Genomic DNA, 25956 nt, shown 5'->3' on the forward strand with positions numbered 1-25956 from the left:
GAATGCGCGATGTGCGGGTGGAGATCAGTGTCGAGTCGATCGCCGGGGTCGAGGTGGCGGCGCGCTGCGGCGCGGACCGGGTGGAGCTGTGCGGGGCGTTGGCGGAGGGCGGGCTGACGCCGAGCCAGGGGCTGATCGAGGTGGCCCTGCGCCTGGCGGGAAACGTGGAGGTGCATCCGCTGATTCGACCGCGGCCGGGCGATTTTCGTTATGAGCCCGACGAAGTCTCGGTGATGGTGTCGGATGTGCGAGCCGCCGTCCGAGCCGGGACGCACGGGGTGGTCGTCGGCGCGCTCGGTGCGGATGGATTGCTCGATACGGCCGCGTGTGCGGCGCTGATCGAGGCCGCCGCGGGCAGGTCGGTCACCCTGCATCGGGCCATCGACGCGAGCGCGTCCCCGCATCGGGTCCTGGATCAGGCGATCGCCCTCGGCTTCACCCGGGTGCTGACCTCCGGGGCACAGCGCTCGGCGGTGGACGGCGCGGCGACGATCGCCCGCCTGGTGGCGCAGGCCGACGGCCGCATCGCGATCATGGCCTGCGGCGGCATCCGGGCCGCCGGCGCGCGCGAGATCGTCGCCGCGACCGGGGTGCGCGACATTCACGCCGCGGTGCGGACGCCGGTGCGCGGGGCCGATCCTGGGACGGTGTCGTTCGCCGGTGTCGGTGTGCCCGACGGCTTCGACCGGTTCGCGACCGATGCGGACGGGGTCAGGGCGCTGTGCGCGGCGCTGGATCGCGGTACCGGGCGATGACCAGGTCGCGGAAACGCGCTGCGGCGCCGGACGAATAGGCGTCCTCGCGCCAGACCAGGCGCAGCGTGCGCTGGCAGCCGGGATCGTCGACGCGCAGCCAGCCGACGGCCGGGTGCCCGCCCGCGCGGCGGGACATCTCGGGGATCAGCCCGACGCCGAGACCGGCGTGCACCAGCGGCTGCACGGCGGCCAGTTCGTCGCCCTCCACCACCACATTCGGGGTACGCCCGGCCGCGGCGAACAGCCGGTCGGTGAGCGCGCGCTGCCAATAGCCCGGCCGGGTGGTCACGACCGGTTCGTCGGCCAGCTCCTCGATCGCTACTCGACGCCGGGCGGCGAGCGGATGCGCGGGCGGCACGACGAGCAGAACCTCCTCTCGGACCAACTCGACCGCGCGCAGTGCGGGTCCGGCGATCGGCTGGGAGGCCAGGCACAGATCCACCTCGCGGGCGGCCAACTGCTGGGCCATGCGCTCGGCGGTGGACTGATGCAGCTGGATCGAGACCGCGGGGTGGCGAGCGCGGAAGTCGGCGACGAGATCGGTGAGCGAGAGCAGGGTCTCCGAGGCGACCGCCACGATACCGCGGGCCAGCCCGGCCGCATCGGCGAGTTCGGTTCGGGCGTCGTCGAGTTCGGCCAACGCGCGATCGACCCGGCGCAGATAGGCCGCGCCGAAGCGGTTGAGTCGGATGTGGCGGCCCTGCCGATCGAACAGCGGCACCCCGAGTTCGGCCTCGAGTCGGGCGATGGTGCGGCTCAGCGACGGCTGCGCCACCCGCAGCTCCGCGGCGGCCCGGCTGATGTGCTCGAAGCGCGCGACGACCTGGAAATAGCGCAGCGCCAGCAGATCCACGATTCCGATCATCTCATAACCGGTGAGGCATCAATACATGAGCGATCTGGTCTTGGACGGCATGAAAAACCCGGCCTAGCGTCGAAAGGACAACGAAACAGACTCTGCGAGAGGGCTTTTCATGGCCGAGCACGAGGGCGACGCATTCGTCCGCGAGATGATGCGGTGGCATTTCGACCCGGCGACCGGCTCACCGTTCTGGCTGCGGCGGGCCGAGACGCTGGGCTTCGATCCGCTGCGCGACATCCGCGGCTTCGACGATCTGGTGAGGTTCCCGAACGTCGTGGACGAACTGCGCGATATTCCGGTCCGCAAGCTGATTCCGCGCGGATTCGGCGACAACCACGGGGCCAGGGTGTACGAAAGCGGCGGCACCACGGGGCAGCCGAAGCGCGTGGTGTCCACCGCGGACTGGGAGCGCCGGGCCGTCGAGTGGCTCGACGGGCGCTTCGACGCGCTGGGTGTGCCACGAAATATCGACTGGCTCAACGCGATCCCCAGCGGACCGCACGGCATCGGGGCGACGATGGCCGCCCTGGCCGCCGCCCGGGGCGGGCTGACCCTCACCATCGATCTCGATCCGCGCTGGGTCAAGCGGCTGATCGCGAGCGGCCGCACCGATGTGGCCGACGACTACACCGATCACCTCGTCGAGCAGATGGGGCACATTCTGCGGGGCCAGGACGTCGGCGCGCTCGTCTCCACTCCGCCGCTGCTGCAACGCCTCGCGCGCCACGATGACCTGGTCGAACTGGTGAACCGAAAGGTTCGGACCATCGTGTGGGGCGGTGCGCACCTGGACGCCGACACCCGCGACCTGCTGCGCGACGAGGTCTTCCCGGCGGCGAGGCTGATCGGGGTCTACGGCAGCACCATGATTCTCGGCGCGGCCGTCGAACGGCCGGGCCTCGACGTCGAGGAGCCGTGCGTATTCGACACCTTCGGTCCGTACACCACCTTCCGCGTGGTCGATCCGAACACCGGGCACACCGTCGGCTACGGCGAACGAGGCCGGGTGGTGATGCACTATCTGAGCCGAACCGCCCTGCTGGTCAACAACACCGAGCGCGATACCGCCGTGCGAGTCCCACCGCCGCCGGGCGGATTCGGCGATTCCGTCGCCGAGGTCGCCCCCGTCGCGAACTTCGGCGGCGCCGCGGTGATCGAGGGGGTGTACTGATGCTGCGACTGGACGCGCTCGGCCCCGGCGGACCCTACCGCTCGCGCCGCCAGGAAACCCTCCACGACGTCACCGGAAACCCCACGGCGACACTGAGTCTCGCTCCCCCGCTCTACCTCACCCGCACCATGTCGGCGCTGCACCGCGCCACGACCCTGCCCGCCGACGAACGGCTCGCGGCCATTGCCCGGGCGGGTGAGGCGTTCGCCACCGAGCCGATCGCCGGGGTGACCGTGCACGAGTACCAGCACACCGTCGCGGCCGTCGCCGGAGTCCCGATCACGGTGGTGCGCGAGGCCACCGACGCGATCGCGCGGGCCGCCCGGCGCGTGGGTCACTTCGTGCACAATGCCCGCCCGATCGGTGCGGTGGACGGGTGGCGCGACCCGCTGACCCGCGCCGGGCGGGCGGTCTGGACCCGGCGCGGCGAGGTCTTCGCCGTGCACGCGGCGGGCAATCACCCCGCGGTGCATCAGGGTTGGCTGGAGGCGCTGGCCCTCGGCTATCGGATCGCCGTACGTCCCTCGCGCCGCGAGCCGTTCACCCCGCACCGGCTGATCAGCGCGCTGCGCGCGGCCGGAATCGGTGACGATCGCCTCGTGCTGCTGCCCACCGATCACGACGCGGCCGACGAGATACTGCGGCAGGCCGATCTGGGCATGGTCTACGGCGGCGACGACGTGGTCCGCAAATACGCGGGCGATCGGCGCATCCTGCCGCAGGGGCCCGGGCGCTCCAAGATCCTGATCACCGCCGACACCGACTGGGAGCCGCTGGTCGACATGCTCGTGACCTCGATCGGCGGCGGGGGCGGGGTCGGATGCGTCAATGCCACCGGCATATTCGTCGAGGGCGATGTCGCCGCGGTGGCCGCGGCCGTATCCGAGCGTCTCGCCGCATTGCCGAGCCTGCCCGCGACCGACGACAACGCGGCGCTGCCCGTGCAACCGATCGAGACGGCCCGGCGCTGGGAACAGCACCTGCGGCAGCGAGCCGGGACCGCTCGGGCCTGGCTCGGCGGCGACGGCATCGTCGCCGATCTCGGCGACGGCAGCGCGGTCCTGCGCCCGGCGGTGCACCAGCTCGACGACCCGCGCGCCGAGCAACTCGGCGCGGAACTGCCGTTCCCCTGCGCCTGGATCGCACCGTGGACCCGCGCGGCCGGAATCGCGCCGCTGCGCGACACGCTCGTGCTCACCGCGTGCACCACCGACGAGGATCTCATCGACGCGCTGGTGGCCGACCCGACGATCGCCAACGTCCACCTCGGCGCACACCCCACCACCTGGATGCGGCCCGGGCTGCCGCACGACGACTACCTGGGCGGATTCCTTATGCGCGGCAAGACCATCCTGCGCTGAACATCTCCTCGCGCATTCGGGCACGCGCGGGACCCCGCGTCGCCTACGTTGATCATGTCGATGTCCGAGAGGGGTCGTGATGCGAGCCGGGATGCTGAGTGTTGCGGAGCTGGTGGGGCTGGTCGAGGCGGGCAAGCTGGATACGGTGCTGGTCGCCATGACCGATATGCAGGGCCGGTTGCAGGGAAAGCGTTGTTCGGCGCGCTACTTCGTGGACGAGGTGATCGATCGGGCCACCGAGGCGTGCGACTATCTGCTCGCGGTCGACGTGGAGATGACGACGGTCGACGGGTACGAGATGTCCTCGTGGGACACCGGGTACGGGGATTTCGTGCTGCGCCCGGACCTCACCACCCTGCGGCTGGTGCCGTGGTGGCCCGGCACCGCGCTGGTCCTGTGCGATGTGGAACATGTGACACCGCACGGCAAGCCGGTGGCGGTATCGCCGCGGCAGGTGCTGCGCGCCCAGCTCGACCGGCTGGCCGAGCACGGCCTGCGCGCCTACGTCGGCACCGAACTGGAATTCCTGGTCTTCGACGACACCTACGAGCAGGCGTTCCGCCGCGGCTACCGCGACCTCACCCCCGCCAATCAGTACAACGTCGACTACTCCATGCTCGGCACCGCCCGCATCGAACCGCTGCTGCGCCGCATCCGCAACGAGATGTCCGGCGCCGGAATGTATGTCGAGTCGGCGAAGGGCGAATGCAATCCCGGCCAGCACGAGATCGCCTTCCGCTACGACGAGGCGCTGGTGACCTGCGACAACCACAGCATCTACAAGACCGGCGCCAAGGAGATCGCCGCGCAGGAGGGGCGCAGCATCACCTTCATGGCGAAATACAATGAGCGCGAAGGCAATTCCTGCCACATTCATATCAGCCTGCGCGACGCGGCGGGGGCGCCGGTGTTCGCGGGAGACGATGCCGACGGCGCATCGGCGCTGCTGCGACACTTCATCGCCGGCCAGCTGGACTGCCTGCGCGAGCTCACCTTCCTGCTGGCCCCGAACATCAACTCCTACAAGCGCTTCCAGGCCGGTAGCTTCGCACCCACGGCGGTGGCGTGGGGACGCGACAACCGGACGTGTGCGCTGCGGGTGGTCGGGCACGGGCCCTCCCTGCGCATGGAGAACCGCGTCCCCGGCGGCGATGTGAATCCGTATCTGGCCGTGGCCGCGTCGATCGCGGCCGGGCTGCACGGCATCGAACATCGGCTGCCGCTGGAGCCGGAGTTCCACGGCAACGCCTACCGCTCGCAGCGGCCGCGGGTGCCGCGCACCCTGCGCGAGGCCGCGCGGCTGTTCGGCGAGAGCAAGGTCGCCAGGGCGGCCTTCGGCGAGGAGGTGGTGCGGCACTACCGCAATGCGGCGCAGGTCGAGCTGGACGCCTACGATGCCGCGGTGACGGATTGGGAGCGAATCCGTGGCTTCGAGCGACTCTGACGCCCCGCGGCCGGTGATCGGCCTGCCCACCTACTGCGAACGCACCCGCTTCGGACACTGGGACGTCGACAGCGCCGTGCTGCCGCGCACCTATGTCGATACGACCGCGCGGGCGGGCGGTATTCCGGTGCTGCTCCCGCCCACCGGAACCGCGCGCGCGGAGCTGGTGGCGCGGTTGGACGGACTCGTCCTGACCGGCGGGGCCGATCTCGATCCCGCCCGTTACCGCGCCGCGCCGCATCCGGCGACCCGCACCCGGCCCGATCGCGACGAATCCGAATTCGGCCTGTTCGAACTGGCCCGCGACGCGGGTCTGCCGGTGCTGGCGATCTGCCGGGGACTGCAACTGGTGAACGTCGCCCTGGGCGGTACGCTGCTGCAACATCTTCCGGACGTGCTCGGCCACCGCGATCACTCGCACACTCCCGGCGTCTTCGGGGTCACCACCGTCGCGACGCTGCCGGGCAGCCGGGTCGCCGCCATCGCCGGGCCCGAGGTGCGGGCGCACTGCCATCACCATCAGGCGATCGACACCCTCGCCCCCGATCTGATCGCCTCGGCACACGCCGCGGACGGCACCATCGAGGCGGTGGAGGCGCGCACCGGGCCGTTCCTGGTCGGCGTGCAGTGGCATCCGGAGGAGAACGCGACCGATCAGCGGCTGATGCGGGCGCTGGTGGAGCAGGCAGCACGATACGGAAGGGAGCGCAATCGGTGACAACGACGAAGGTCGTCAACCCCGCGACCGAAAAGGTCGTGGCCACAGTGGAATTGGCCGACCGGGCCGCCACCGACGCGGCCATCGCCCGGGCCGAGCGGGCGCTGCCCGCCTGGCGGGCCGTCGCACCGGGTGATCGCGCGCGACTGCTGCGCCGCTTCGCCGAGGCCGTGGACGCCGATCTGGAACGGTTGGCGGCGCTCGAGGTGACCAATGCCGGTCACACCGTCGGCAATGCCCGCTGGGAGGCGGGCAATGTGCGCGATGTGCTGCACTACAGCGCCGGACTGCCGGAACGGTTGCTGGGCCAGCAGATTCCGGTCGCGGGCGGGGTCGACATCACCTTCCACGAACCGCTCGGCGTGGTCGGTGTCATCGTGCCGTGGAACTTTCCCATGCCCATCGCGGCCTGGGGCTTCGCACCGGCGCTCGCCGCGGGAAACACCGTGGTGCTCAAGCCCGCCGAGCTCACCCCGCTGACGGCCCTGCGGCTCGGCGAGCTGGCGCTGGAAGCGGGCCTGCCGGAGCACGTCTTCCAGGTGATCCCGGGCCGCGGCTCGGTCGTCGGCGCGCGGTTCGTCACCCATCCCGCGGTCCGGAAGGTGGTGTTCACCGGCTCCACCGAGGTGGGCAGGCAGATCATGGCGGGCTGTGCCGAACAGGTCAAGCGGGTCACCCTCGAATTGGGCGGCAAGAGCGCCAATATCGTCTTCGCCGACGCCGATCTCGAGCGGGCCGCGGCCACCGCGCCCTACGGCGTCTTCGACAATGCCGGACAGGACTGCTGTGCCCGCTCCCGGATCCTGGTGCAGCGCGGTATCTTCGATCGCTTCCTGGAGTTGCTGGAACCGGCGGTGCGGGGTGTACGGGTCGGCGATCCGGCTGACGAGGCCACCGAGATGGGGCCGCTGATCTCCGCGGCACACCGCGAGCGGGTCGCCGAATTCCTCGCGCCGTCGACCACGATCGCGTTCACCGGGTCCGCGCCCGACGGTCCCGGATTCTGGTTTCCGCCCACGGTGGTGCTGCCCTCGGGTCCCGACGACCGGGTCGTGACCGAGGAAGTGTTCGGCCCGGTGGTGGCGGTGCTGCCGTTCGAGGACGAGGCCGACGCGCTGCGCATCGCCAATGACACCGAGTACGGGCTGTCGGGTTCGATCTGGACCTCCGATGTCGGCCGGGCGCTGCGCGTCGCGCGCGGGGTCGAGGCGGGGAACCTGTCGGTGAATTCGCATTCCTCCGTGCGGTATTGGACCCCGTTCGGCGGATACAAACAGTCCGGACTGGGTCGCGAACTCGGCCCCGACGCCGCCAAGGCCTTCACCGAGACCAAGAACGTCTTCATCGCCACCGACTAGTTCCCGATATCCGAGCAGAAGGAGATATGGTGCAGCGCTTACAGGATCGCGTGGCGGTCGTCACCGGCGGCGGCAGCGGCATCGGCCTGGCCACCGTCCGCCGCTTCGCTGCCGAGGGGGCGAAGGTCGTGGTCGCCGATATCGACGCCACCTCCGGCGAGGCCGCGGCGACGGAGGTGGGCGGGCTGTACGTCAAGGTCGACGTGACCGACGAGGCTCAGGTGAAGGCGCTGTTCCAGACGGCGGTCGACACCTACGGCGGCCTGGACGTCGCATTCAACAACGCGGGTATCTCACCGCCGGAGGACGATTCGATCCTCACCACCGGGATCGATGCCTGGCGGCGCGTGCAGGAGGTCAATCTGACCTCGGTCTACCTGTGCAGTAAATACGCCATCGGGCAGATGCTCGAGCGCGGCAAGGGTTCGGTGATCAATACCGCCTCCTTCGTCGCCGTCATGGGCGCGGCCACCTCGCAGATCTCCTACACCGCCTCCAAGGGCGGCGTGCTGGCGCTCAGCCGTGAGCTCGGCGTGCAGTTCGCCCGCCAGGGCATCCGGGTCAACGCGCTGTGCCCCGGGCCGGTGAACACCCCGCTGCTGCGGGAGCTGTTCGCCAAGGATCCCGAACGCGCCGCGCGCCGACTGGTGCACATCCCGCTGGGCCGCTTCGCCGAGGCGGAGGAGATCGCCGCCGCCGTCGCCTTTCTCGCCAGCGACGACTCCTCCTTCATCACCGCCTCGCAGTTCCTGGTCGACGGCGGCATCTCCGGGGCGTATGTGACCCCGCTCTAGGAATCCGGCTCCTCGACGGTGCGCCGCGGCCCGGTGAACCAGCGCCGGGCCGAGACGAACCACCACACCGCGATCGCGCCGACCACCGCGGCCAGCGTGATCGGCGCGTAATTGACCGCGGTCCAGGTGAATTCGTCGTGCCACGGATAGCCCCGATCGTCCATGGGCAGGATGAACAGCAGGCTGATGCAGGCGATCCAGACCAGCGCGATGATCCCGATCGGCCGATACCAGGAGCCGAGTTGCCAGGGGCCGGTGCGGAATCGGCCGCCGTGCAACTGTCGCAGCAGCACCGGGATGCCGTAGGCGATGTAGAGGCCGATGGTCGCGACCGAGGTGGCGGCGGCATAGGCGGTCGGCGCGTTGGCGGCGGGCACCAGCATCGACGGGATGAGCAGCACGAAGGCGAAGAACGAGATGAACAGCACCGCGTTGACCGGCACCTGACGCGACGACAGCCGCGACCACAGTGCCGAACCCGGAACCGCGCCGTCGCGGGCGAAGGCGAACAGCATCCGCGACGCCGAGGTGATCGAGGCGTAGCCGCAGAACAGCTGCGCGAGCGCGGCGATGATCAGCAGCAGGCCGGACCAGAACGCGCTCAACGAATTCTCCAGAATGTAGATCACCGGATAGCCGCTGTTCTTCGCCGGATCCAGCGCGTCGTCGAGATTCGGGATCGCGAAGGTCACCGCCATGATCAGCAGATATCCGGCGACGGCCGAGACCAGGATGGTGTTGATGATGCCCCTGGCCGCCATCCGGGCGGCGTCGTGGGTCTCCTCCGACATATGGGCCGAGGCGTCGTAGCCGGTGAAGGTGTACTGCGCGTGCAGCAGACCGAGCAGGAAGCTGAACGCGACGCCGCCGAAGCCGACCGCGCTGTTGTCGACGGTCTCGGTGAAGACGAAGCCGACGCTCTGATGGTGTTTCGCGCCGATGCCGAGCACCAGCACGAAGATCAGCACCCCACCCACATGCCACCAGGCCGAGATGTTGTTGATTACCGCGGACAGGTGCGGGCCGAGGATGTTCAGCACCGCGTGCAGCACCAGGATGGCGGCGAACACCAGGAAGATCGCCGTGCGGTCGGTGCCGATATCGATACCGATCACATTCAGCACCGCGGTGGTGAAGATGGCCGCACCGTAATCGATGGCCGCGGTCACCGCGATCTGGCCGATCAGGTTGAACCAGCCGGTGAACCAGCCCCAGATCGGCCCGCCCAGTTGCGCCGCCCACCAGTACAGGCCGCCGGAGGTCGGATACGCGGAGGCCAGTTCGGCCATGGCCAATCCGACGAACAGGACCATCACCGAGACCAGTGGCCACCCCCAGGCCATGGTGATCGGCCCGCCGTTGGCCAGGCCGATGCCGTAGCTGGCCAGCCCGCCGGTCAGGATCGACACGATCGTGAAACTGATGGCGAAGTTGGAGAATCCGGACCAGGATCGGGCCAGTTCCTGTTTGTAGCCGAGCTCGGCGAGGCGCCGTTCGTCATCGGATCGGGGCTGGGTATCGGTCATGCGTGCTCCCGCGTGAGAACGCCGCCCTCGCACGGCGCTCGCCAGGAGATCAGTCTGCGGTAAACCCCGCTCGACCGGGTGGCAACGGGCAAATTTGCCAGACCGGTCAAATGCTCCGGGCGGACGGGCCAGTGAAGGTACAGCTAAAGACTGTTGCCGCGGGCGGGAGGTGTTTGGCCCAATGCCTGCCATGGCAGCAGACGCACCCGGGCGGGGTTTTCGTCCGGATATCGAGGGCCTGCGCGCGGTCGCGGTGCTGGCGGTGGTGCTGTTCCATGCGGGTGTGCCGGGCATCGGCGGCGGATTCGTCGGCGTCGACGTCTTCTTCGTGATCTCCGGCTTCCTTATCACCGGCATGCTGTGGCGGCAGGTGGCCGAGCGCGGCACGATCGAGCTCACCCGGTTCTACGGCGCGCGGGCGCGGCGGCTGCTGCCCGCGGCGGGGCTCGTGCTGGTGGCCACCGCGGTGGGCGCCGCGGCGCTGTTGCCTCCGCTGCAGGCGCGCACCGTGCTCGGGGACGCGATCGCCAGTGCGCTGTATGTCGGCAACTATCGGCTCGCGGCGCAGGGCACGGACTATCTCAATGCCGGTGCGCCGCCGTCGCCGTTTCAGCACTACTGGTCGCTGGCCGTGGAGGAGCAGTTCTATCTGCTGTGGCCCGCGCTGATCATCCTCACCGCCTGGATCGTCCGACGGTCGAGAAGACGGCCCTCCCCTGTCCCGTATCTCGTCGTCCTGCTCGTTGTTTCGGCGCTGTCGTTCACGGTGTCGCTGCTGTGGACCCGCACGCTGCCGCCGTGGGCGTTCTTCGGATTGCCGACGCGGACTTGGGAACTGGCGGCCGGTGGTTTGGTGGCGCTGTCGGTGCCGGCGTGGCGTCGGCTGCCCGCGACGCTGGCCGTCGTGCTCGGCTGGGCCGGGCTGGGCCTGATCGGGCTGGCCGTCCTCCGCTTGGGCGGTGCGACCCCGTATCCCGGGACGGCCGCGCTGCTGCCCGTGCTGGGCGCGGCGCTGATCGTCGTCGCCGGTTGTGCCGCAGCGCGTTTCGGGGTGGGAGCGGTGCTGTCGCTGCCGCCGATGCGGGCGATCGGTCGACTCTCGTATTCGCTGTATCTGTGGCACTGGCCGGTGCTGATACTGGCCCCACGCGCGCTCGGGCATCCGCTCGGGACGGCGGGCGCGGCGGGCGCGGTCCTGATCGCGGCCGGGCTGGCCATGCTGACGCTGCAGCTGGTGGAGAATCCGATCCGCTTCGCCGCCCCGCTGCGGCGCTCGGCCGTGCGCAGTCTCGGCCTCGGTGGCGCGGTGACCGCGGCGGCCGGATCCGCGGCGCTGGCCCTGCTGGTCGTCGTGCCGGTGCCGGTCGGACACGGTGCGGCGGCCGAGGCGCTGACCGTGCTGTCGGCGCCCCGCGCGGCCGGCTCCCCCGCCGAGGATCCGGCCGACGCCACCGTCCGGCAGCTCACCGCGCAGGTGCGGGCGGCGATCTCCGCCTCGGCCGAGACCCGTTCGGTCCCTTCCAATCTCACTCCGTCGCTGGCCGACGCGCCGGGCGACAAAGCCGATGTGTTCGTCAACGGCTGCGTCCGATCCTGGCGCGATCACGGCCAACCCGAATGCGTCTCCGGCGACCCCGATTCGGCCACCACCGTCGCGCTGGTCGGCGACTCGCACGCGGCCATGTGGCATCCGGCCCTGGAAAGGATCGCGACGCAACGGCATTGGCGGCTGGAGACGATGAGCAAGGTCACCTGCCCGCTGATGGACCTGCCCATCACCAGCCCCTATCTGGGCCGCGAGTACACCGAATGCGAGCAGTGGCGGCCGCTGGTACTCGACCGGTTGCGGGCCGAACATCCCCGGCTGATCGTGCTGAGCATGTCCCGGCGCTACGGCGGCGACTTCGGCTTCGTCTCCTACGACCCGGCCTGGATCGACAGCCTCGGTCGGCTGGTCGGACAGTTGCGCGCGACCGGGGCGACGGTCCTGGTGCTGGGCCCGATTCCGGATCCGCACACCACCGTCCCGACCTGTCTGTCGGCGCATCTGGACGATGCCCTGGCGTGCGCACCGGCACGGCCGGAGGCGGTGAACGATTCCGGCATCGCCGCCGAGGCCGCGGCGGCCACCGCCGCGGGCGGTCGCTACGACGATCTCACCGCGCTGTTCTGCACCGACCGGCGCTGCCCGCTGATCAACCGCAAGGATCTGATCTACCGCGACGACAACCATCTCACGGTCAGCTACGCCGAGACCCTCGCTCCGGTGGTCGCGGCGCTGGTGGACCGCGCCCTGCCGCACGACTGATCGCCGCGCGGCGGGGCGAGGGCTAGCGAACGGTCGCGGTGAGCTCGTAGCGGGCCAGCACGCGGCCCAGCAGGTCGGTCAGCTGGTCGGCGCGCTCCAGGGCGGGCGGGTGAAAGCCCTTGATCCGCATGGTGACCTGGCCCGCGACCTCGGAGAACAGGCCGTACAGGTCGCCGCCGCGGGCGGCCACCACCGCCCGTGCGTTCAGGCTCTGATTGGCCAGCCCGAACGCGATCGACGACGCCGGGGTGCCGTCGATGTCGAGGATCTCCGGTTCCAGTTTGCCCAGATGTGAGCACACCGTGCGGGTGGGATCGGTCGCGGATTGCCGCGCGAGCGCACCGTACAGACCGCGCGGCAGCGCCACCGCGATCGGAATCAGCGGCGGCACCGGCTGTCCGGCGACCGCGGCCAGCTTCAGCTTCATCTGCGCCCGCAGCGGAGCGAGATCGGTGGTGTCGCCGTCGAATTCGAAGTCGATCGAACCGAGTGCGTTGGCACGCTCGTCGCCGTCGGTGCGGGTGCTGACCGGCATCATCATCCGGACGTGGCCCTGCTCGTCGACGCGGCCGATCTCGGTGGCGAGATCGGCCATGACCGCCGCGGCCAGGGTGGTGCCGGTGCCGTTGCGGGCCTGGGCGGCCGCGTGCCACAGCTGCGCGGGCACCGTCACCTCGACGACCGGCAGGCGGAACTCGGGGTCGCCGCCGACGCCCCCGCGGGCCTCGGCGCGCCGGGCCAGCGCGACCCGCGTCCCGAGCGCGACGGCCTGCGCGATCGGCCCGATCTTCCCGGCGGCCGCGCCGAGATCGGCCCACAGCGCCCGCATCGGCCCGAATTCGTCACTGGGATAGTCGAATTCACAGTATTCCGCGGCGATTGCCGCCGTGATGGCGGCGCACAATCCCCGGCCGTCCACGAGGGTGTGCGAAACCACCAGCGACACCGCACTTCCGCCGTCGTCCAGCCCGACCGCGGCCAGTCGCCATGCGGGTCCCCCGTAGGTCCGCAACTCCGCCCGCCCCCGCTCGGCGATCCACTGCTCGAGCTCGTCGCGCCGAATCGGCTCTGCCGCCACCTCGAGCGGGGCGAACCGCGCCCGCGCACTCCACCGATCCCCCGCCGCCGCGATCATTGCCGGGGCCACCACCCGCCCCAGCCGCCCCCGGCACAGCGCGGCATGAAACTCCCGCAACCGCGCCACATCCACCGCCCGCTCGTAACGCCACACCGCCTGTATCGCCAAGGTTCCCCCCAGCGCGGCATGGCTCCGCGCACTGACACAGTCGATATCATCCAGCCGGTACACCACACGTGCTCCTAGAAATCACCGGCACATCCCCGGTGCCGTCGCCGCGACAATACGGGCCGAGCAGGCAGAAGGCGAACGGGTGGAGCGAAACCGCACACCGAAAAGTTAGCCATCTTAACGACTTTCGCGGTGCGTGTCGCGTTGTGGCCAGCTCGTACCATGGGGTTCATCCTCAGTTCGGTTCCCGCTGGGCGCATGCTGTCACGCTGATCTGCGTGTCTACGCCCGAGCGGACCTACCGGGACGGATACCACGAGATCACCCCGGCCTACCGACTCCTCGATATTCTGCCCGCCACCGCACTCGCGCGGGCCGAGCGACGGCTGGCCCGCGAGTTCACGATCCTGTTCGACGCCAACACGATTCACCACTACCTGCGCGACTGCTACGAGGAGATCAAGGCCCGCGCGTCGGTGCGGCTGTATCTGCCGCTGCTGGCCGAACGCTTCGCCCGGCAGCGACTGCACGCCCGCGCCAAGGGGGAGGGCCGGATCGAGCACGCGATTCCGGTGGTGCTGTTCCTGTGCCCGTTCAACGCCGGACGTTCCCAGATGGCCCTGGGCTTCTTCGAGCACTACGCCCAGGGCCGAGCACTGGGCTGGTCCGGCGGTTCGGAGCCGAGCGGCGCCCTCAACCGCGCCGCGGTCGCGGCCATGGCCGAGGTCGGCATCGACATCTCCCACGAATTCCCCAAGGCCTGGACCGACGAAATCATCCGCGCCGCCGACATCATCGTCACCATGGGCTGCGGCGACGTATGCCCCCTGCCTCCGGGCATCCGCCACGAGGACTGGATCGTGGACGATCCGGCCGGACTCTCGATCCCCGAAATCCGCCCGATCCGCGACGATATCGACCGCCGGGTGGTCACCCTGCTCGCGAACCTCGAGCTGCCGGCGCGGGCGTGAGCCCAGCGAGAGGACCATGGGAGGTATGACCCCCACCGATACGCCCTGGGCCGAGGTGAAGGAAACCCATATCGGGCTGGTACTGCTGTGCGGCGACCGTGCCTACAAGATCAAGAAACCGGTGGTCACCGACTTTCTCGACTTCGGCACCCCGCAGCGCCGCGAACGCGCCATCGCCCGGGAGTTGGAACTCAACCGCCGCCTGTCGCCGGATGTGTACCTGGGTGTCTCCCATCTCGACGATCCCGAGGGCGGGCCGAGCGAACCGGTACTCGTCATGCGCCGCATGCCCGACGACGCCCGGCTGACCAGTCTGCTCGACGACCCGGATCGGGCGCGAGCGGCGCTGTCGGCGCTGCTGGCCGTGCTGGCACGCTTCCACGACGATGCCGAACGCGGACCGGAGGTGGACCGCGCCGGAACCGTCGAGGCCCTGCGCGACCGGTGGGCGCTGCTGCTGGACGGGCTCACCGATCCGCCGATTCCGGGTGAGTCCATCAAACGGATCACCGCGCTGGCGCACCGCTACATCGATGGCCGTGAACCCTTGCTGGACAGCAGGATCGCCGAGCACCGCATCGTCGACGGCCACGGCGACCTGCACGCGGGCGATATCTTCGCCCTCCCCGACGGCTTTCGGGTCCTGGACTGCCTGGACTTCGACGACAACCTGCGCCGCCTCGATCGCCTCGACGACATCGCCTTCCTCGCCATGGATCTGGAATTCCTCGGCCATTCGGACCTCGCCACGGCCGTGATGGACGAATACTGCACCGGCACAGAGGATTCCGCCCCGCCGTCGCTACGCCACCACTACACCGCCTACCGCGCCATCGTGCGAGCCAAGGTCAACTGCATCCGCCACCGCCAAGGCGGCGCCGAATCGGCCGAGCACGCGGTTCGCCACGCCGAGATCGCGCTGCGCCACCTCGAGGCGGGCGCGGTCCGCCTCGCACTGATCGGCGGACTGCCCGGAACCGGAAAATCCACCGTCGCCACCGAACTCGCCGCCGCCACCGATGCCGTCGTCCTGTCCAGCGACCACATCCGCACCCGGCTGCGCGCGACCGGCGAAATCCACGGCGCCAGCGGCGAATACGGCCACGGGGCCTACTCCGCCGAAGCCAGGGCGGCGGTCTACACCGCGCTGCTGGGTCAGGCGCGCACCCAGCTCCACCTCGGCCGTTCGGTCATCCTCGACGCCAGCTGGACCGATGCCGAGCAACGCCGCCGCGCGACCGCACTCGCCGAGGAGACCGCGGCCGAACTGCTCGAATTCGTCTGCCGAGCCCCGCGATCGGTCACCGCGGCTCGGATCGCCGCCCGCACCGGCGGTGCCTCCGAGGCGACCCCCGCCGTCGCGTCGGCCATGGCACAGCACGATTGCCCGTGGCCCGAGGCCGTCGCCCTGGACACCACCGCCCCACTGCCCGACACCGTCGCCCGGGCCGCCCACGCCTGGGCCGCCACTGCGGGAGCCGAAGTCACCGGCCAATAGGATGGGCCGGACCCCAGCGTAGGGAGGAAGCCGGTGACCGACCACTTTCCCGGTGACGCGTACTCGGTCCGCGACACCCTCTCCCAACTGCGACTTCGGGAACTGCTCTCCGAGGTCAGGGACCGGATCGAGCAGATAATCGACGCCCGCGACCGCATGGACGGCCTCGTCGAGGCGATGCTGACCGTCACCGCCGGTCTCGAGTTGGACGAGACGCTGCGCACCATCGTGCACACCGCCATCACCCTGGTCGGCAGCGACTACGGCGCACTCGGGGTGCGCGGCCACGGCCACGAACTGATCCAGTTCATCTACGAGGGCATCGACGACGAACTGCGCGCCCACATCGGACACCTGCCGGAGGGACGCGGCGTGCTGGGCCTGCTCATCGACGAGCCCAAGCCGATCCGGCTGGACAACCTCGCCGACCACCCCGCCTCGGTCGGCTTCCCGCCCAACCACCCCCCGATGCTCACCTTCCTCGGCGTGCCCATCCGCATCCGCGACGAGGTGTTCGGCAACCTGTATCTGACCGAGAAGTTCGGCGGGCAGCCGTTCACCGAGGACGACGAGGTGATCGTCAAGGCATTGGCCGCCGCGGCCGGGGTCGCCATCGACAATGCCCGCCTCTACGAATCGGCCCGCCGCCGCCAGGGGTGGATCGCCGCCACCCGCGACATCACCACCGAATTCCTCGCGGGTACCGACACCGCGCAGGTGCTGGCACAGCTGGTCGGCCAGGCACGGCGGCTGACCGAATCCGAGGCCGCCTTTCTCGCGGTGAGCCTCGATACCGATCTCCCGCCCGACGAAGTCGCGACGCTGCGCATCACCCGGTGCGACGGCCCCGCCGGCAAGCTCGCCGGGCGCGAACTGCCCACCCGCGGCACCGGGGTCGGCAGCGCCTTCACCGAGCAGACCGCGTACCGCTTCGACAGCCCCGCGGCCGCCGGTCTCGATGGCGAACTGCCCACCGCCGGTCCGGTCCTGCTGCTGCCCCTGCACACCTCCGACTCCAGCCTCGGGGTCCTGGTGGCCGCCCGGCCGCGCGGGGCCGCGCGCTACGACGACGAAACCCTGGAATTGACAACATCGTTCGCCAACCAAGCCGCCCTGGCCATGGAACTGGCCGCCGCCCAGGAGCGGATGCGCGAACTCGGCGTGCTCACCGACCGCGATCGCATCGCCCGCGACCTGCACGACCACGTCATCCAGCGCCTGTTCGCCATCGGCCTGGGCCTGCAGGGCACCATTCCGCGCAGCGGCAGACCCGAAGTGCGCGAACGGATCTCCCGCGCGGTCGACGAACTGCAGGAGGTCGTGCAGGAGATCCGTACCTCCATCTTCGACCTGCACGGCGGCGACGGCCGCGTCAACCGCCTGCGCCAACGTCTCGACGACGCGGTGCGTCAACAGACCGCCGACTCCCCGATCACCGCCACGCTGCGCGCCAGCGGTCCGCTGTCGGTACTCGACGCCGAATTGGCCGATCATGTGGAAGCCGTTGTGCGCGAGGCGGTCAGCAACGCCGTCCGGCATTCCGGGGCCGACACCGTCACCGTCGCGATCACGGTGGCCGACGACGTGGAGGTCGTCGTGGAGGACAACGGCCGCGGCCTGCCGCACGCCGTGACGCCGAGCGGGCTGAACAACCTGGCCAGCCGCGCCGAACATCGCAAGGGCACCTTCGACATCGCGCCCGCGACCAGCGCGGGCCCGCGCGGCCCGGGTACCCGGGTGCGGTGGACCGCTCCGTTGGCCTGATCCCGCCCCGCCGGGTGAAAAGGACTTTCGGCCATGTCCGAGGGCCGCCGGTCCGCCTAGGGTGAGCTCTATTCACTCCTCTCCGATTGGACGGCCCATGATCAAGGTGTTCCTGGTCGACGACCACGAGATCGTGCGGCGCGGGCTGACCGACCTGCTCGAGGGTGATCCGGAGCTCACCGTCGTCGGCGAGGCCGGCGACGTCGCCCAGGCCCTGGCCCGCATCCCCGCGCTACAACCCGACGTCGCAATCCTCGACATCCGGCTCCCCGACGGCAACGGCATCGAACTGTGCCGCGAACTCCTCTCCCGCCTCGACGACCTGCGCTGCCTCATCCTCACCTCCTTCACCGACGAACAAGCCATGCTCGACGCCATCCTCGCCGGAGCCAGCGGCTACGTCGTCAAGGACATCAAGGGCATGCAACTGGCCGAGGCCATCAAAACCGTCGGCTCCGGCCGCTCTCTGCTCGACAATCGCGCCGCCGCCGCACTCATGGACCGGCTGCGCCGCAGCACCGAACCCGAGGGCCCGCTGGCCGGACTCACCGACCAGGAACGCACCCTGCTCGACCTGCTCGGCGAGGGTCTCACCAACCGCCAAATCGCCGAACGCATGTTCCTGGCCGAGAAAACCGTCAAGAACTACGTCTCCCGGCTCCTGGGCAAACTCGGCCTGGAACGCCGCACCCAAGCCGCGGTCTACGCCTCCAAACTGCGTGCCGGCGAACCCGCTACCCGGATTGGTAGTCGACCCTATGTGATCGAGTAGCAGCACCGGATTGACGCTGCTGGGCGTCGTTTGAAAGAATTCTGCAAATCAGAGTCGAGGCGGGGGCGCATGACAGAATTATCCCTGTCCAGTGCGGCAGTGCGGACCGAATCACCACGGCTGGATTTCTCTGTGCTGGGTTCGCTCACGGTCACTCGCGGTGATGGTTTCGTATTGACACCGACACCACCGAAACTGCGCCTATTGCTCGCGATGCTGATTCTGCGCGCGAATCAGGTCGTGTCGGCCGACTGGTTGATCCACGGCCTGTGGGGCGCGCACCCGCCGCGCACCGCGGTCACCACGTTGCAGGTCTACATCTCCAAGCTGCGCCGCGCGCTGATCGGGCCCGACTGGCGTACGGTTCGCGGCGTCATCGATACCGACACGTCGGGGTACGTGCTGCGCATGGCCGGTCACGGCTGCGATTATCTGCGGGTGCGGTCACTCGGTCAGCAAGCCCGCGCGGCGGAGGCGTCCGGCGATCTCGCCGAGGCGGCGCGGCTGCTGTCGGAGTCGCTGGCGCTGTGGCGCGGGCCGGCGCTCGCCGATGTCCGGGGCGGTTCGTGGCTGAATTCGCAGGCGAAGGCGCTGGACGAGGAGCTGACCGACCTCCGGGAGCGCTGGATCGGACTCGAGTTGCAGCTCGGCCGGCATCGGTCGCTGGTCGGTGAACTCTATCGGCTGGTCGAGGAGTATCCGAACTGGGAAACCCTCTATCATCATTTGATGATCGCGCTGCATCGATCGGGCCGGACCGCCGACGCGCTCGATATCTACGGCGAGATGCGAATTCGATTCGTGGACGAGTACGGAATGGAACCCGGCCCGGTATCGCGGCGCCTGCATCAACGCCTGCTGTGCCGGGACCCCGCGCTCAATGATTTGTCGATATCCCAATTTTCTGCATAACAGAAGAAAGGTGGACGTATGCCGCTGTTTTCCTTCGAGGGGAAATCTCCCCAGGTACATCCGGACGCGTTCATCGCGCCGACGGCCACCCTCGTCGGCGATGTCGTCGTGGAGGCCGGTGCGTCCGTCTGGTACAACGCCGTGCTGCGCGGTGATTTCGCCCAGGTGATCGTGCGCGCGGGTGCGAATGTCCAGGACGGAGCGGTGGTCCATGCGCCACCGGGGATGACAGCGGAAATCGGACCGGGCGCGACCGTCGCGCATCTGTGCTGTGTGCACGGCGCCACCATCGGCGCGGAGGCCATGATCGCGAACGGCGCCACCGTGCTCGACGGCGCGAAGGTCGGTGCGCGGTGTATGGTCGCGGCCGGATCGCTGGTCGTGGGCGGCAGCCAGATTCCGGACGGAATGCTGGTGACCGGGAGCCCGGCCAAGGTCAAATCGCCCATCGACGGCACCAGTGCCGAGTTCTGGGTGAACGTGAATCCCAACGCCTATCAGGAACTGGCCCGCAGACATCTCGCCGGTGTCGAACCGGTGCTCGACGCCTGAGCGGTCATGGCCGGGCGCGGTGAGCGGCCGCGGTTCGACATCCATCGCGACGGCGACGGCGTCGTCACCGTCACGATGAACGATCGCCGCCGCTTCTCGAATGTGGTGGACGAGTCGTTCATCGCCGAATTCGCTTCGGTGGTCTCGGAATTGGCGCGATCGGAGCGCGATATCGCCGGGGTCATCCTGACCTCGGCGAAGTCGACGTTCTGCCTGGGCGCGGACCCGCGGACGGTGTTGTGCCCGGAACCGGAGGCGCAGCGGCTGCTCGCGCACCGGGTCGGCGTGCTGAAGGCGGCCCTGCGTCGCCTGGAGGCGCTGGACCGGCCGGTGGTGGCCGCGGTCAGCGGGTCCGCGCTCGGCGGCGGTTTCGAACTCGCGCTGGCCTGTCACCACCGCATCGCGGTCGACGCACCGGGTGTCGAGATCGGATTGCCCGAGGCCGCCATGGGTTTGCTGCCCGGGGCGGGCGGGGTGGTCCGCACCGTCCGGCTGCTGGGCGCCGATGCGGCACTGCGTGAGGTATTGGTTCCCGGCACCCGGTTCCGACCGGCAGCCGCCCTGGCCGTGGGACTGGTCGACGAGCTGGCCCCGGACCGCGGTGCGCTCATCGCGCAGGCACGGGCCCGAATCGCGGCCGGTCGTCGCGGCCTCCGCGCCGGCGCGCCAGTCCCGAAACGCGCTGTACCGCACGTGGACTGGGATATGCGGACGCCGATCGCCACCGTGATCACGGATATCGCACGGGCCAGCGCGCAGGCAGACCCCGCGACAGCGGAGGAATGGGAGACCCGGGGGCTGGTCCGGGTCGCATCGGGCGAGCGTGCCGCCGCCATGGTCGATTTCTGGTACGACCGGCAGTATGTGGCGGCTGGCGGCACCCGGCCCGATGGCTCGAAACCCGGCATGGCACATTCGGTTTCGGTGACGGGGCCGCCGCCTGCCGTGGCCGAGGTGGTCGGCTGGGCCGAACGCGCCGGAGTCGAGGTGACCGCCCGCTCCACCGACCCCGGCGCTGAACTCGCTCTCACCACGACCGACCGCGAGGGCAGCGCGCATGGACCGATCCGGTTGATGATCCTCACCCCGGACGCCGCGGAAATCCTCACCGGAGCGTCGACAGGCGACGAAACCGTCGGCGCGGCCTTCGATTTCCTGCTCCGGGCCCGTGTACTGCCCATTGTCGTGCGCGGTCCGGACTCGGTGGCCGTACGACTGCGGTTGGCATTGCTCGCGGAGCTGACCGCGATGGTCGAATCCGGGCTGTCCCTCACCGAGCTGACCGCCGCCGCCGCGGCGGCCGGGTTCGCCTGGGCCGCCGGTACTCCCGGCCCTGCGGCGGACGCGAACGGTGCGGCCGAGCGCATGATCTTCGCCGTGGTGACCGCGACCCTGCGCTGCCTGGACACCGGATTGCTCCGCTCACCCGAGGACGCCGACATCGTCTCCGTCGAGGGGGCCGGGTTTCCGGCGCACACCGGCGGCGCTCATCGGTTCGCCACCCGCTACCCGGGCGGGATAGCCGGATTCCGCTCGCGCGCGGCGGAACTCACCGGGTGATCGGCCCGCAGCAGCTCGGCCGCCCTGAACCGTCGCGGTTTTCCGGACGAGGTCTTGGGCAGCCGGTTCGGCGGTAGCAGCAGCACCCGATCGGGACGCGCCCCCACCGCGGCGGCGACCCGGTCGGCGATCTGCGACCGGATGCGCTCCTCGGCGGCCGCATCACCGACCTGCCGGGATTCGGCCAGCACCCCGAAAGTCTCACGGCCGACGTCGATTCCGGAGTCGACCCGGTATCCGGCCGCGATCACATTGCCGGCGCGCACCCCGGTCACCGTCTCGGCCGCGCGCTCGATATCTATGGGATAGATATTGCGGCCCGCCATGATGATGACGTCCTTGCGGCGTCCGCAGATCACGACCTCGCCCTCGGCCAGATATCCGTCGTCGCCCATATCCACCCAGCCGTCGGCATCCTGAATCGGGACGACGCCGTCCACGGTGACGTAGGCCGCCGTGACCGACGGACCGCGGACCTGGATGCGCCCGATCCGTCGCGGTTCCAGCGCCCGGCCGTCCTCGTCGACGACCCGGAGCTCTATTCCGGGCAGCGGCGGGCCGACGACCGCGAAACGCCGTGCCCCGGTCGCGGGAGCCGTATCCACGGGTACGGCGCGGCGCTGGGTCTCGAGCTCGACCGCGTCGACGAGATCGAAGCGAGGTGGGCGCGACAGCGGCGAAAGCGTTGCCAGGGCGGTGATCTCGGCCGCGCCGTAGCAACTGTTGGGGCTGTCCGGACGCAACCCGAACCGCGCACCGGCGGCGGTCAGGGCCGTCACGGTGCGATAGTCGACGGGTTCGCCGCTGCTGGCAGCGATACGCACCGAACTCAGATCCAGGCTGCCCGCCTCGGCCAGCTCGAGCTGGCGGGTGAGGATATCCCAGGAGAAATTGGGGCCCGCGGCGATGGTGGCCCGGTAACGGCTGATCAGGTCGGCCCACAGATACGGATCGCGGATGAAGGTCGTGGGCGCGATCTTCACCAGCTCCATTCCGGTGAACAGCGGCAGCGCCAGACATCCGATCATGCCCATGTCGTGGTACATCGGCGCCCACGACACCATCAGATCGGCCGCCGGATCGATCCGCATTCCGGCGGCCATCGCCGTGACGTTGGCGGCCAAATTGCCGTGTGTCACCTGCACGGCCTTGGGTTGCGCGGTCGAGCCGCTGGTCAGCTGCAGCAGCGCCACGGTCTCCTCGCCGACGGGTGGTGCGGTGAAGTCGGCGGGTGCGCGGCGCGCACCGAGTTCATCCACCGTGCGGACCTCGATGCCGTTGGCGGTCAGGAACTCCGCATGCTCGAGGAACGGCGGTCCCACAACGACCAACCCGGCCTTGATCATTCGCAGCACCCGCAGCGAATTGGATTGCCACATCTCCCGATCGGTGCGCGCGGTGGGCTGTTGCAGGACGGTGACGCTGGCGCCCGCCAGCCAGATCGCCTCGGCGACGGGCACCGACCGATCGGGGTCTCCGATCAGCATCGCCACCGCATCGCCGGGGGCCACGCCCGCCGAGCACAGGTCGGCCGCGATGCGCCGGGCGGTGTCGAGCAGGCCGGCCCAGGTGCGGCGGCGCGGCGCGTCCGGTTCGCCGGTGGTGATGCCCCCGTCGGAGTGCTGGGCGTTGGCGATCAGCGCGTCGAGGAATCGGCTCACCGCCGGTCACCGCCGTCGACCTGGATGATTTGGCCGGTGATGTGGCGGGCGCGCGGCGAGAGCAGGAACTCCACCACCTCGGCGACGTCGTCGGGATCACCGAGCCGACCCAGCGCGGTGCGCGCGACGAACCGTTCGCGCTCGGCCGCCGGGAAGTGATCGTCCACCTTGTCGGTGGTGATGAGGCCGGGCGCGACGGCGTTGACGCGAACGCCGTAGCCCCCGACCTCCTGTGCCAGCGCCTTGCTGAGCCCGTTCACGCCCGCCTTGCTGGCGACGTAGTTGCTCATCGCGGGATAGCCGTGGGTACCGACGATGGACGAGATGTTCACCACCGCCCCGGCTTTGCGGCGCAGCATGCGGTACAGCACCGCCTGGCACATATTCCAGGTGCCGGTCAGGTTCACCTCGATCACCTCGTCCCACGCCTCGCCGCGCATGAAGGCGATCGGGCCGTTGCGCACCACCGCGGCGTTGTTGACCAGGCCGGTGATCGGGCCGAGCTCCTCCTCGGCGCGTTCGGCGAAGCGTTCCACGCCGTCACGGTCGCGAACGTCCAACCGCGCCAGCAGCATCCGCACCCCCAGCGCCTTCAGCTCGTCGGCGAGGGTGTCGACCTCCTCGCCGGGTGTGCGGTAACAGCCCGCGATGTCGTAACCGGCGCGGGCCAGCCGGAGCACGATATTTCGGCCTATCCCCCGCGCCGCGCCGGTGACGACGGCGCAACCGGGATCCGGTGCCCGAGAGGCGGTGCCGGTGGCTGGTGTTTCGGACATGGGAAACACTCCGTTCGCACTTTTCGAAAAACACGTGATCGGCCGCAGTGTAGCCAGATCGCCGCGGCACCCGAAAATTCCTGCGCACCATTGAAGTATCGCTAAAGCCGCCCTTGCGCAATGCCTTTCGACACACTTGCGTATTTCTTGAGTCGGTGGACACCGAACGCGACCGTCGCAAGACTCGTCGACGGAAGACCGATCGAACAGAAAAGGACCGTGGCAGATGACCTCCCGAGTATTGATCATCGGTGGCGGCCCCGGGGGCGCGAATGCGGCGGCGCTGCTGGCGCAGGCCGGTCTCGATGTCACCCTTCTCGAACGTGAGAAATTCCCGCGATATCACATCGGTGAATCCCTCGCGTCTTCCTGCCGCACTCTGCTGGGCATGTCCGGTGTCGTGGACAAGGTCGACGCGTACGGCTTTCCGATCAAGCGGGGCGCGCTGCTGCGGTGGGGCAACGAGGAGGACTGGACCATCGACTGGTCGGGGATGTTCGGCCGCAACGTCTCGTCCTGGCAGGTCGAGCGGGAGGAGTTCGACCAGCTGCTGCTCGACCACGCGGAGGTGCTGGGCGCGAAGGTGATCCAGGGCGCGACGGTCAAGCGGGTGCTGTTCGACGGCGCGGAGCGACCCTATGCGGCCGAATGGGTGGACGGGGCGGACCCGGACAGCGTGCGGACGATCGAGTTCGACACGGTGATCGACGCCTCCGGCCGCGCGGGAGTGCTGTCGGCGCAACATTTCCGCGACCGCAAGCAACACGAGATCTTCCGCAATGTCGCGATCTGGGGTTACTGGCAGGGCGGCAAAACGCTGCCGAACACCCCGGAGGGCGGTATCGATGTGATCTCGCATCCGGAGGGGTGGTACTGGATCATTCCGCTGCGCAAGGATCGGTTCAGCGTCGGTTTCGTCACCCACCGCGACACTTTCCGGGAACGACGGGCCGGTTTCGATTCCCACGAGAACATGCTGCTGCATATGGTCGGCGAATCCGAGACGGTCAGCGAGCTCCTGCGCGACGGCACCTTCGAACCGCCGGTGCGCATCGAGCAGGACTATTCGTATGTGGCCGACTCCTTCTGCGGCGACGGCTATTTCCTGGTCGGGGATGCCGCGTGTTTCCTGGATCCCTTGCTGTCCACCGGCGTGCATCTCGCGCTGTACAGCGGAATGCTGGCCGCCGCGACGACCATCGCGCTCGATCGCGGTGATGTCACCCCGGAGGAGGCGAAGGGTTTCTACGAATCCCTTTACCGCAACGCCTATGCGCGACTGTTCCTCATCGTGTCCGGTGTGTACGAACAGTACAAGGGGAAGGACAGCTACTTCTGGCTGGCGCAGCGGCTGGTGCGGCCGGACGGGGAACTGCCGCAGATCTCCAATGCCGCTTTCGTGGAAATCGTCGCCGGACTGAGCGATCTGCGCGATGCGGGCACCGCCGATGCGGTCGACGTGGCCCACCGCCTGAGCGCCGAGGCCCAGAAGTTGCGTTCCGGAGGCCGCTCGGCCGACGGCAGGCATCGCGGGCTCGCACCGCTGCGAATCGAGCCCACCGACCTCTATCAGGCATCGTCCGGACTGTATCTGCGCACCACGCCGGAACTGGGCATCGGTCGCGCCTGACCCGAAACGACCCTTCCGCATCCGATTCGAATGGAGATGACAATGACGACCGGTATTGCCGCGGTCGAGGAGTGGCTGCACCAGCAGGAACCGGATTTCGGTGATATCGATCCGGATCTGGATCTCATCGAGGCCGGACTGGTGAATTCGATTCAGGCGGTGGAGCTGCTGGTCGTGATCGAACGCGCCGGCGGCGCGAAGATCGACCGGCGCGAAGTGGAGGCCGATCACTTCCGGTCGCTGCGGGCCATTGCCGAGAAGTTCTTCGCGCAGACCTCCGAGCCCACCTCGAGCACGCCGTCCTGAGCGGGCGG

The 25956-nt window shown here is 69.4% G+C and carries 22 protein-coding genes; 17 read left to right on the top strand and 5 right to left on the bottom strand.

Annotation, left to right across the window (positions count from 1 at the left end; translation table 11 throughout):
* Window positions 1–2 precede the first annotated feature (2 nt).
* Window positions 3–755, top strand: coding sequence for a copper homeostasis protein CutC (locus NDR87_RS13360; protein ID WP_251912332.1), 753 nt, complete (start codon window positions 3–5; stop codon window positions 753–755).
* Here NDR87_RS13360 and NDR87_RS13365 read toward each other — a convergent pair.
* Entirely contained in the window at window positions 712–1620 is a 909-nt protein-coding gene (locus NDR87_RS13365; protein WP_251912330.1) for a LysR substrate-binding domain-containing protein, read from the bottom strand. The two genes, NDR87_RS13360 and NDR87_RS13365, sit on opposite strands and share 44 nt — an antisense overlap.
* Window positions 1621–1729: 109 nt before the next feature.
* Between NDR87_RS13365 and NDR87_RS13370 the strand changes: the two genes are divergently transcribed.
* The 6 genes from NDR87_RS13370 (at window position 1730) to NDR87_RS13395 (ending at window position 8463) form a co-directional block, all read left to right on the top strand.
* Window positions 1730–2788 carry an AMP-binding protein gene (locus tag NDR87_RS13370; protein ID WP_251912327.1) on the top strand — a complete coding sequence of 353 codons (1059 nt, stop codon included), beginning with the start codon at window positions 1730–1732 and terminating at the stop codon, window positions 2786–2788.
* Entirely contained in the window at window positions 2788–4149 is a 1362-nt protein-coding gene (locus NDR87_RS13375; RefSeq protein ID WP_251912324.1) for an aldehyde dehydrogenase family protein, read from the top strand. The genes NDR87_RS13370 and NDR87_RS13375 overlap by 1 nt, the downstream gene beginning before the upstream one ends.
* 91 nt (window positions 4150–4240) lie before the next feature.
* On the top strand, window positions 4241–5593 hold the full coding sequence (locus NDR87_RS13380; RefSeq protein ID WP_251912322.1) for a glutamine synthetase family protein: 1353 nt from the start codon (window positions 4241–4243) through the stop codon (window positions 5591–5593).
* A complete protein-coding gene (locus NDR87_RS13385; protein WP_251912321.1) occupies window positions 5574–6311 on the top strand; it encodes a gamma-glutamyl-gamma-aminobutyrate hydrolase family protein in 738 nt (245 codons plus the stop codon). The genes NDR87_RS13380 and NDR87_RS13385 overlap by 20 nt, the downstream gene beginning before the upstream one ends.
* A complete protein-coding gene (locus tag NDR87_RS13390) occupies window positions 6308–7669 on the top strand; it encodes an aldehyde dehydrogenase family protein (RefSeq protein WP_251912320.1) in 1362 nt (453 codons plus the stop codon). The genes NDR87_RS13385 and NDR87_RS13390 overlap by 4 nt, the downstream gene beginning before the upstream one ends.
* Before the next feature lie 26 nt (window positions 7670–7695).
* Window positions 7696–8463: a 3-oxoacyl-ACP reductase gene (locus tag NDR87_RS13395; RefSeq protein WP_251912319.1), complete on the top strand. Its 768-nt coding sequence runs from the start codon at window positions 7696–7698 to the stop codon at window positions 8461–8463.
* On the opposite strand, the gene NDR87_RS13400 is transcribed toward NDR87_RS13395, so the two are convergent.
* On the bottom strand, window positions 8460–9989 hold the full coding sequence (locus NDR87_RS13400; protein WP_251912316.1) for an amino acid permease: 1530 nt from the start codon (window positions 9987–9989) through the stop codon (window positions 8460–8462). The genes NDR87_RS13395 and NDR87_RS13400 overlap by 4 nt on opposite strands.
* Before the next feature lie 190 nt (window positions 9990–10179).
* Between NDR87_RS13400 and NDR87_RS13405 the strand changes: the two genes are divergently transcribed.
* Window positions 10180–12297 carry an acyltransferase family protein gene (locus NDR87_RS13405; RefSeq protein ID WP_251912314.1) on the top strand — a complete coding sequence of 706 codons (2118 nt, stop codon included), beginning with the start codon at window positions 10180–10182 and terminating at the stop codon, window positions 12295–12297.
* 22 nt (window positions 12298–12319) lie between these two features.
* Here the strand turns inward: NDR87_RS13405 and NDR87_RS13410 are convergent, their stop codons facing one another.
* Complete coding sequence (locus tag NDR87_RS13410) at window positions 12320–13606, bottom strand: hypothetical protein (RefSeq protein WP_251912311.1); 1287 nt, start codon at window positions 13604–13606, stop codon at window positions 12320–12322.
* A 260-nt stretch (window positions 13607–13866) separates the two neighbouring features.
* Between NDR87_RS13410 and NDR87_RS13415 the strand changes: the two genes are divergently transcribed.
* The 7 genes from NDR87_RS13415 to NDR87_RS13450 all read left to right on the top strand — a co-directional run bounded on the left by NDR87_RS13415 (window position 13867) and on the right by NDR87_RS13450 (window position 21575).
* The gene (locus NDR87_RS13415) at window positions 13867–14517 is read left to right on the top strand and encodes an arsenate reductase ArsC (RefSeq protein WP_372494162.1); all 651 of its coding nucleotides are present in this window, start codon (window positions 13867–13869) and stop codon (window positions 14515–14517) included.
* A gap of 25 nt (window positions 14518–14542) precedes the next feature.
* Window positions 14543–16015, top strand: a complete 1473-nt coding sequence (locus tag NDR87_RS37300) for an AAA family ATPase (RefSeq protein ID WP_286013476.1) — start codon at window positions 14543–14545, stop codon at window positions 16013–16015.
* Between the two features lie 33 nt (window positions 16016–16048).
* Entirely contained in the window at window positions 16049–17779 is a 1731-nt protein-coding gene (locus tag NDR87_RS13430; protein WP_251912305.1) for a GAF domain-containing sensor histidine kinase, read from the top strand.
* Window positions 17780–17876: 97 nt separating this feature from the next.
* Window positions 17877–18551, top strand: coding sequence for a response regulator transcription factor (locus NDR87_RS13435; protein WP_251912304.1), 675 nt, complete (start codon window positions 17877–17879; stop codon window positions 18549–18551).
* Window positions 18552–18620: 69 nt separating this feature from the next.
* Window positions 18621–19463, top strand: a complete 843-nt coding sequence (locus NDR87_RS13440) for an AfsR/SARP family transcriptional regulator (protein ID WP_251912302.1) — start codon at window positions 18621–18623, stop codon at window positions 19461–19463.
* Between the two features lie 18 nt (window positions 19464–19481).
* Window positions 19482–20015 (top strand): gamma carbonic anhydrase family protein, encoded by a 534-nt coding sequence (locus tag NDR87_RS13445; RefSeq protein WP_251912301.1) that lies wholly within the window; start codon window positions 19482–19484, stop codon window positions 20013–20015.
* 6 nt (window positions 20016–20021) lie between these two features.
* Window positions 20022–21575: an enoyl-CoA hydratase/isomerase family protein gene (locus NDR87_RS13450; RefSeq protein ID WP_251912299.1), complete on the top strand. Its 1554-nt coding sequence runs from the start codon at window positions 20022–20024 to the stop codon at window positions 21573–21575.
* Here NDR87_RS13450 and NDR87_RS13455 read toward each other — a convergent pair.
* Window positions 21521–23236, bottom strand: coding sequence for a long-chain-fatty-acid--CoA ligase (locus NDR87_RS13455; RefSeq protein ID WP_251912297.1), 1716 nt, complete (start codon window positions 23234–23236; stop codon window positions 21521–21523). The genes NDR87_RS13450 and NDR87_RS13455 overlap by 55 nt on opposite strands.
* Window positions 23233–24012, bottom strand: a complete 780-nt coding sequence (locus tag NDR87_RS13460) for an SDR family NAD(P)-dependent oxidoreductase (protein WP_251912295.1) — start codon at window positions 24010–24012, stop codon at window positions 23233–23235. Before NDR87_RS13460 ends, NDR87_RS13455 begins: the two co-directional genes overlap by 4 nt.
* Before the next feature lie 226 nt (window positions 24013–24238).
* On the opposite strand from NDR87_RS13460, the gene NDR87_RS13465 reads away from it, so the two are divergent.
* Window positions 24239–25642, top strand: coding sequence for an NAD(P)/FAD-dependent oxidoreductase (locus tag NDR87_RS13465; protein ID WP_251912293.1), 1404 nt, complete (start codon window positions 24239–24241; stop codon window positions 25640–25642).
* 42 nt (window positions 25643–25684) lie between these two features.
* The gene (locus NDR87_RS13470) at window positions 25685–25948 is read left to right on the top strand and encodes an acyl carrier protein (RefSeq protein WP_251912291.1); all 264 of its coding nucleotides are present in this window, start codon (window positions 25685–25687) and stop codon (window positions 25946–25948) included.
* Window positions 25949–25956 lie beyond the last annotated feature (8 nt).

Origin of the sequence: Nocardia sp. CDC159 (assembly GCF_023740735.1) — a bacterium.
Taxonomy (GTDB): Bacteria; Actinomycetota; Actinomycetes; order Mycobacteriales; family Mycobacteriaceae; genus Nocardia; species Nocardia pulmonis.

Excerpts from the sequence above, each read along its gene's own strand:
- NDR87_RS13360 (WP_251912332.1), top strand. The coding sequence starts at position 3 with ATGCGCGATGTGCGGGTGGAGATCAGTGTCGAGTCGATCGCCGGGGTC.
- NDR87_RS13365 (WP_251912330.1), bottom strand. The coding sequence starts at position 1,620 with ATGATCGGAATCGTGGATCTGCTGGCGCTGCGCTATTTCCAGGTCGTC.
- NDR87_RS13370 (WP_251912327.1), top strand. The coding sequence starts at position 1,730 with ATGGCCGAGCACGAGGGCGACGCATTCGTCCGCGAGATGATGCGGTGG.
- NDR87_RS13375 (WP_251912324.1), top strand. The coding sequence starts at position 2,788 with ATGCTGCGACTGGACGCGCTCGGCCCCGGCGGACCCTACCGCTCGCGC.
- NDR87_RS13380 (WP_251912322.1), top strand. The coding sequence starts at position 4,241 with ATGCTGAGTGTTGCGGAGCTGGTGGGGCTGGTCGAGGCGGGCAAGCTG.
- NDR87_RS13395 (WP_251912319.1), top strand. The coding sequence starts at position 7,696 with ATGGTGCAGCGCTTACAGGATCGCGTGGCGGTCGTCACCGGCGGCGGC.
- NDR87_RS13400 (WP_251912316.1), bottom strand. The coding sequence starts at position 9,989 with ATGACCGATACCCAGCCCCGATCCGATGACGAACGGCGCCTCGCCGAG.
- NDR87_RS13405 (WP_251912314.1), top strand. The coding sequence starts at position 10,180 with ATGGCAGCAGACGCACCCGGGCGGGGTTTTCGTCCGGATATCGAGGGC.
- NDR87_RS37300 (WP_286013476.1), top strand. The coding sequence starts at position 14,543 with ATGACCCCCACCGATACGCCCTGGGCCGAGGTGAAGGAAACCCATATC.
- NDR87_RS13435 (WP_251912304.1), top strand. The coding sequence starts at position 17,877 with ATGATCAAGGTGTTCCTGGTCGACGACCACGAGATCGTGCGGCGCGGG.
- NDR87_RS13440 (WP_251912302.1), top strand. The coding sequence starts at position 18,621 with ATGACAGAATTATCCCTGTCCAGTGCGGCAGTGCGGACCGAATCACCA.
- NDR87_RS13445 (WP_251912301.1), top strand. The coding sequence starts at position 19,482 with ATGCCGCTGTTTTCCTTCGAGGGGAAATCTCCCCAGGTACATCCGGAC.
- NDR87_RS13450 (WP_251912299.1), top strand. The coding sequence starts at position 20,022 with ATGGCCGGGCGCGGTGAGCGGCCGCGGTTCGACATCCATCGCGACGGC.
- NDR87_RS13460 (WP_251912295.1), bottom strand. The coding sequence starts at position 24,012 with ATGTCCGAAACACCAGCCACCGGCACCGCCTCTCGGGCACCGGATCCC.
- NDR87_RS13465 (WP_251912293.1), top strand. The coding sequence starts at position 24,239 with ATGACCTCCCGAGTATTGATCATCGGTGGCGGCCCCGGGGGCGCGAAT.
- NDR87_RS13470 (WP_251912291.1), top strand. The coding sequence starts at position 25,685 with ATGACGACCGGTATTGCCGCGGTCGAGGAGTGGCTGCACCAGCAGGAA.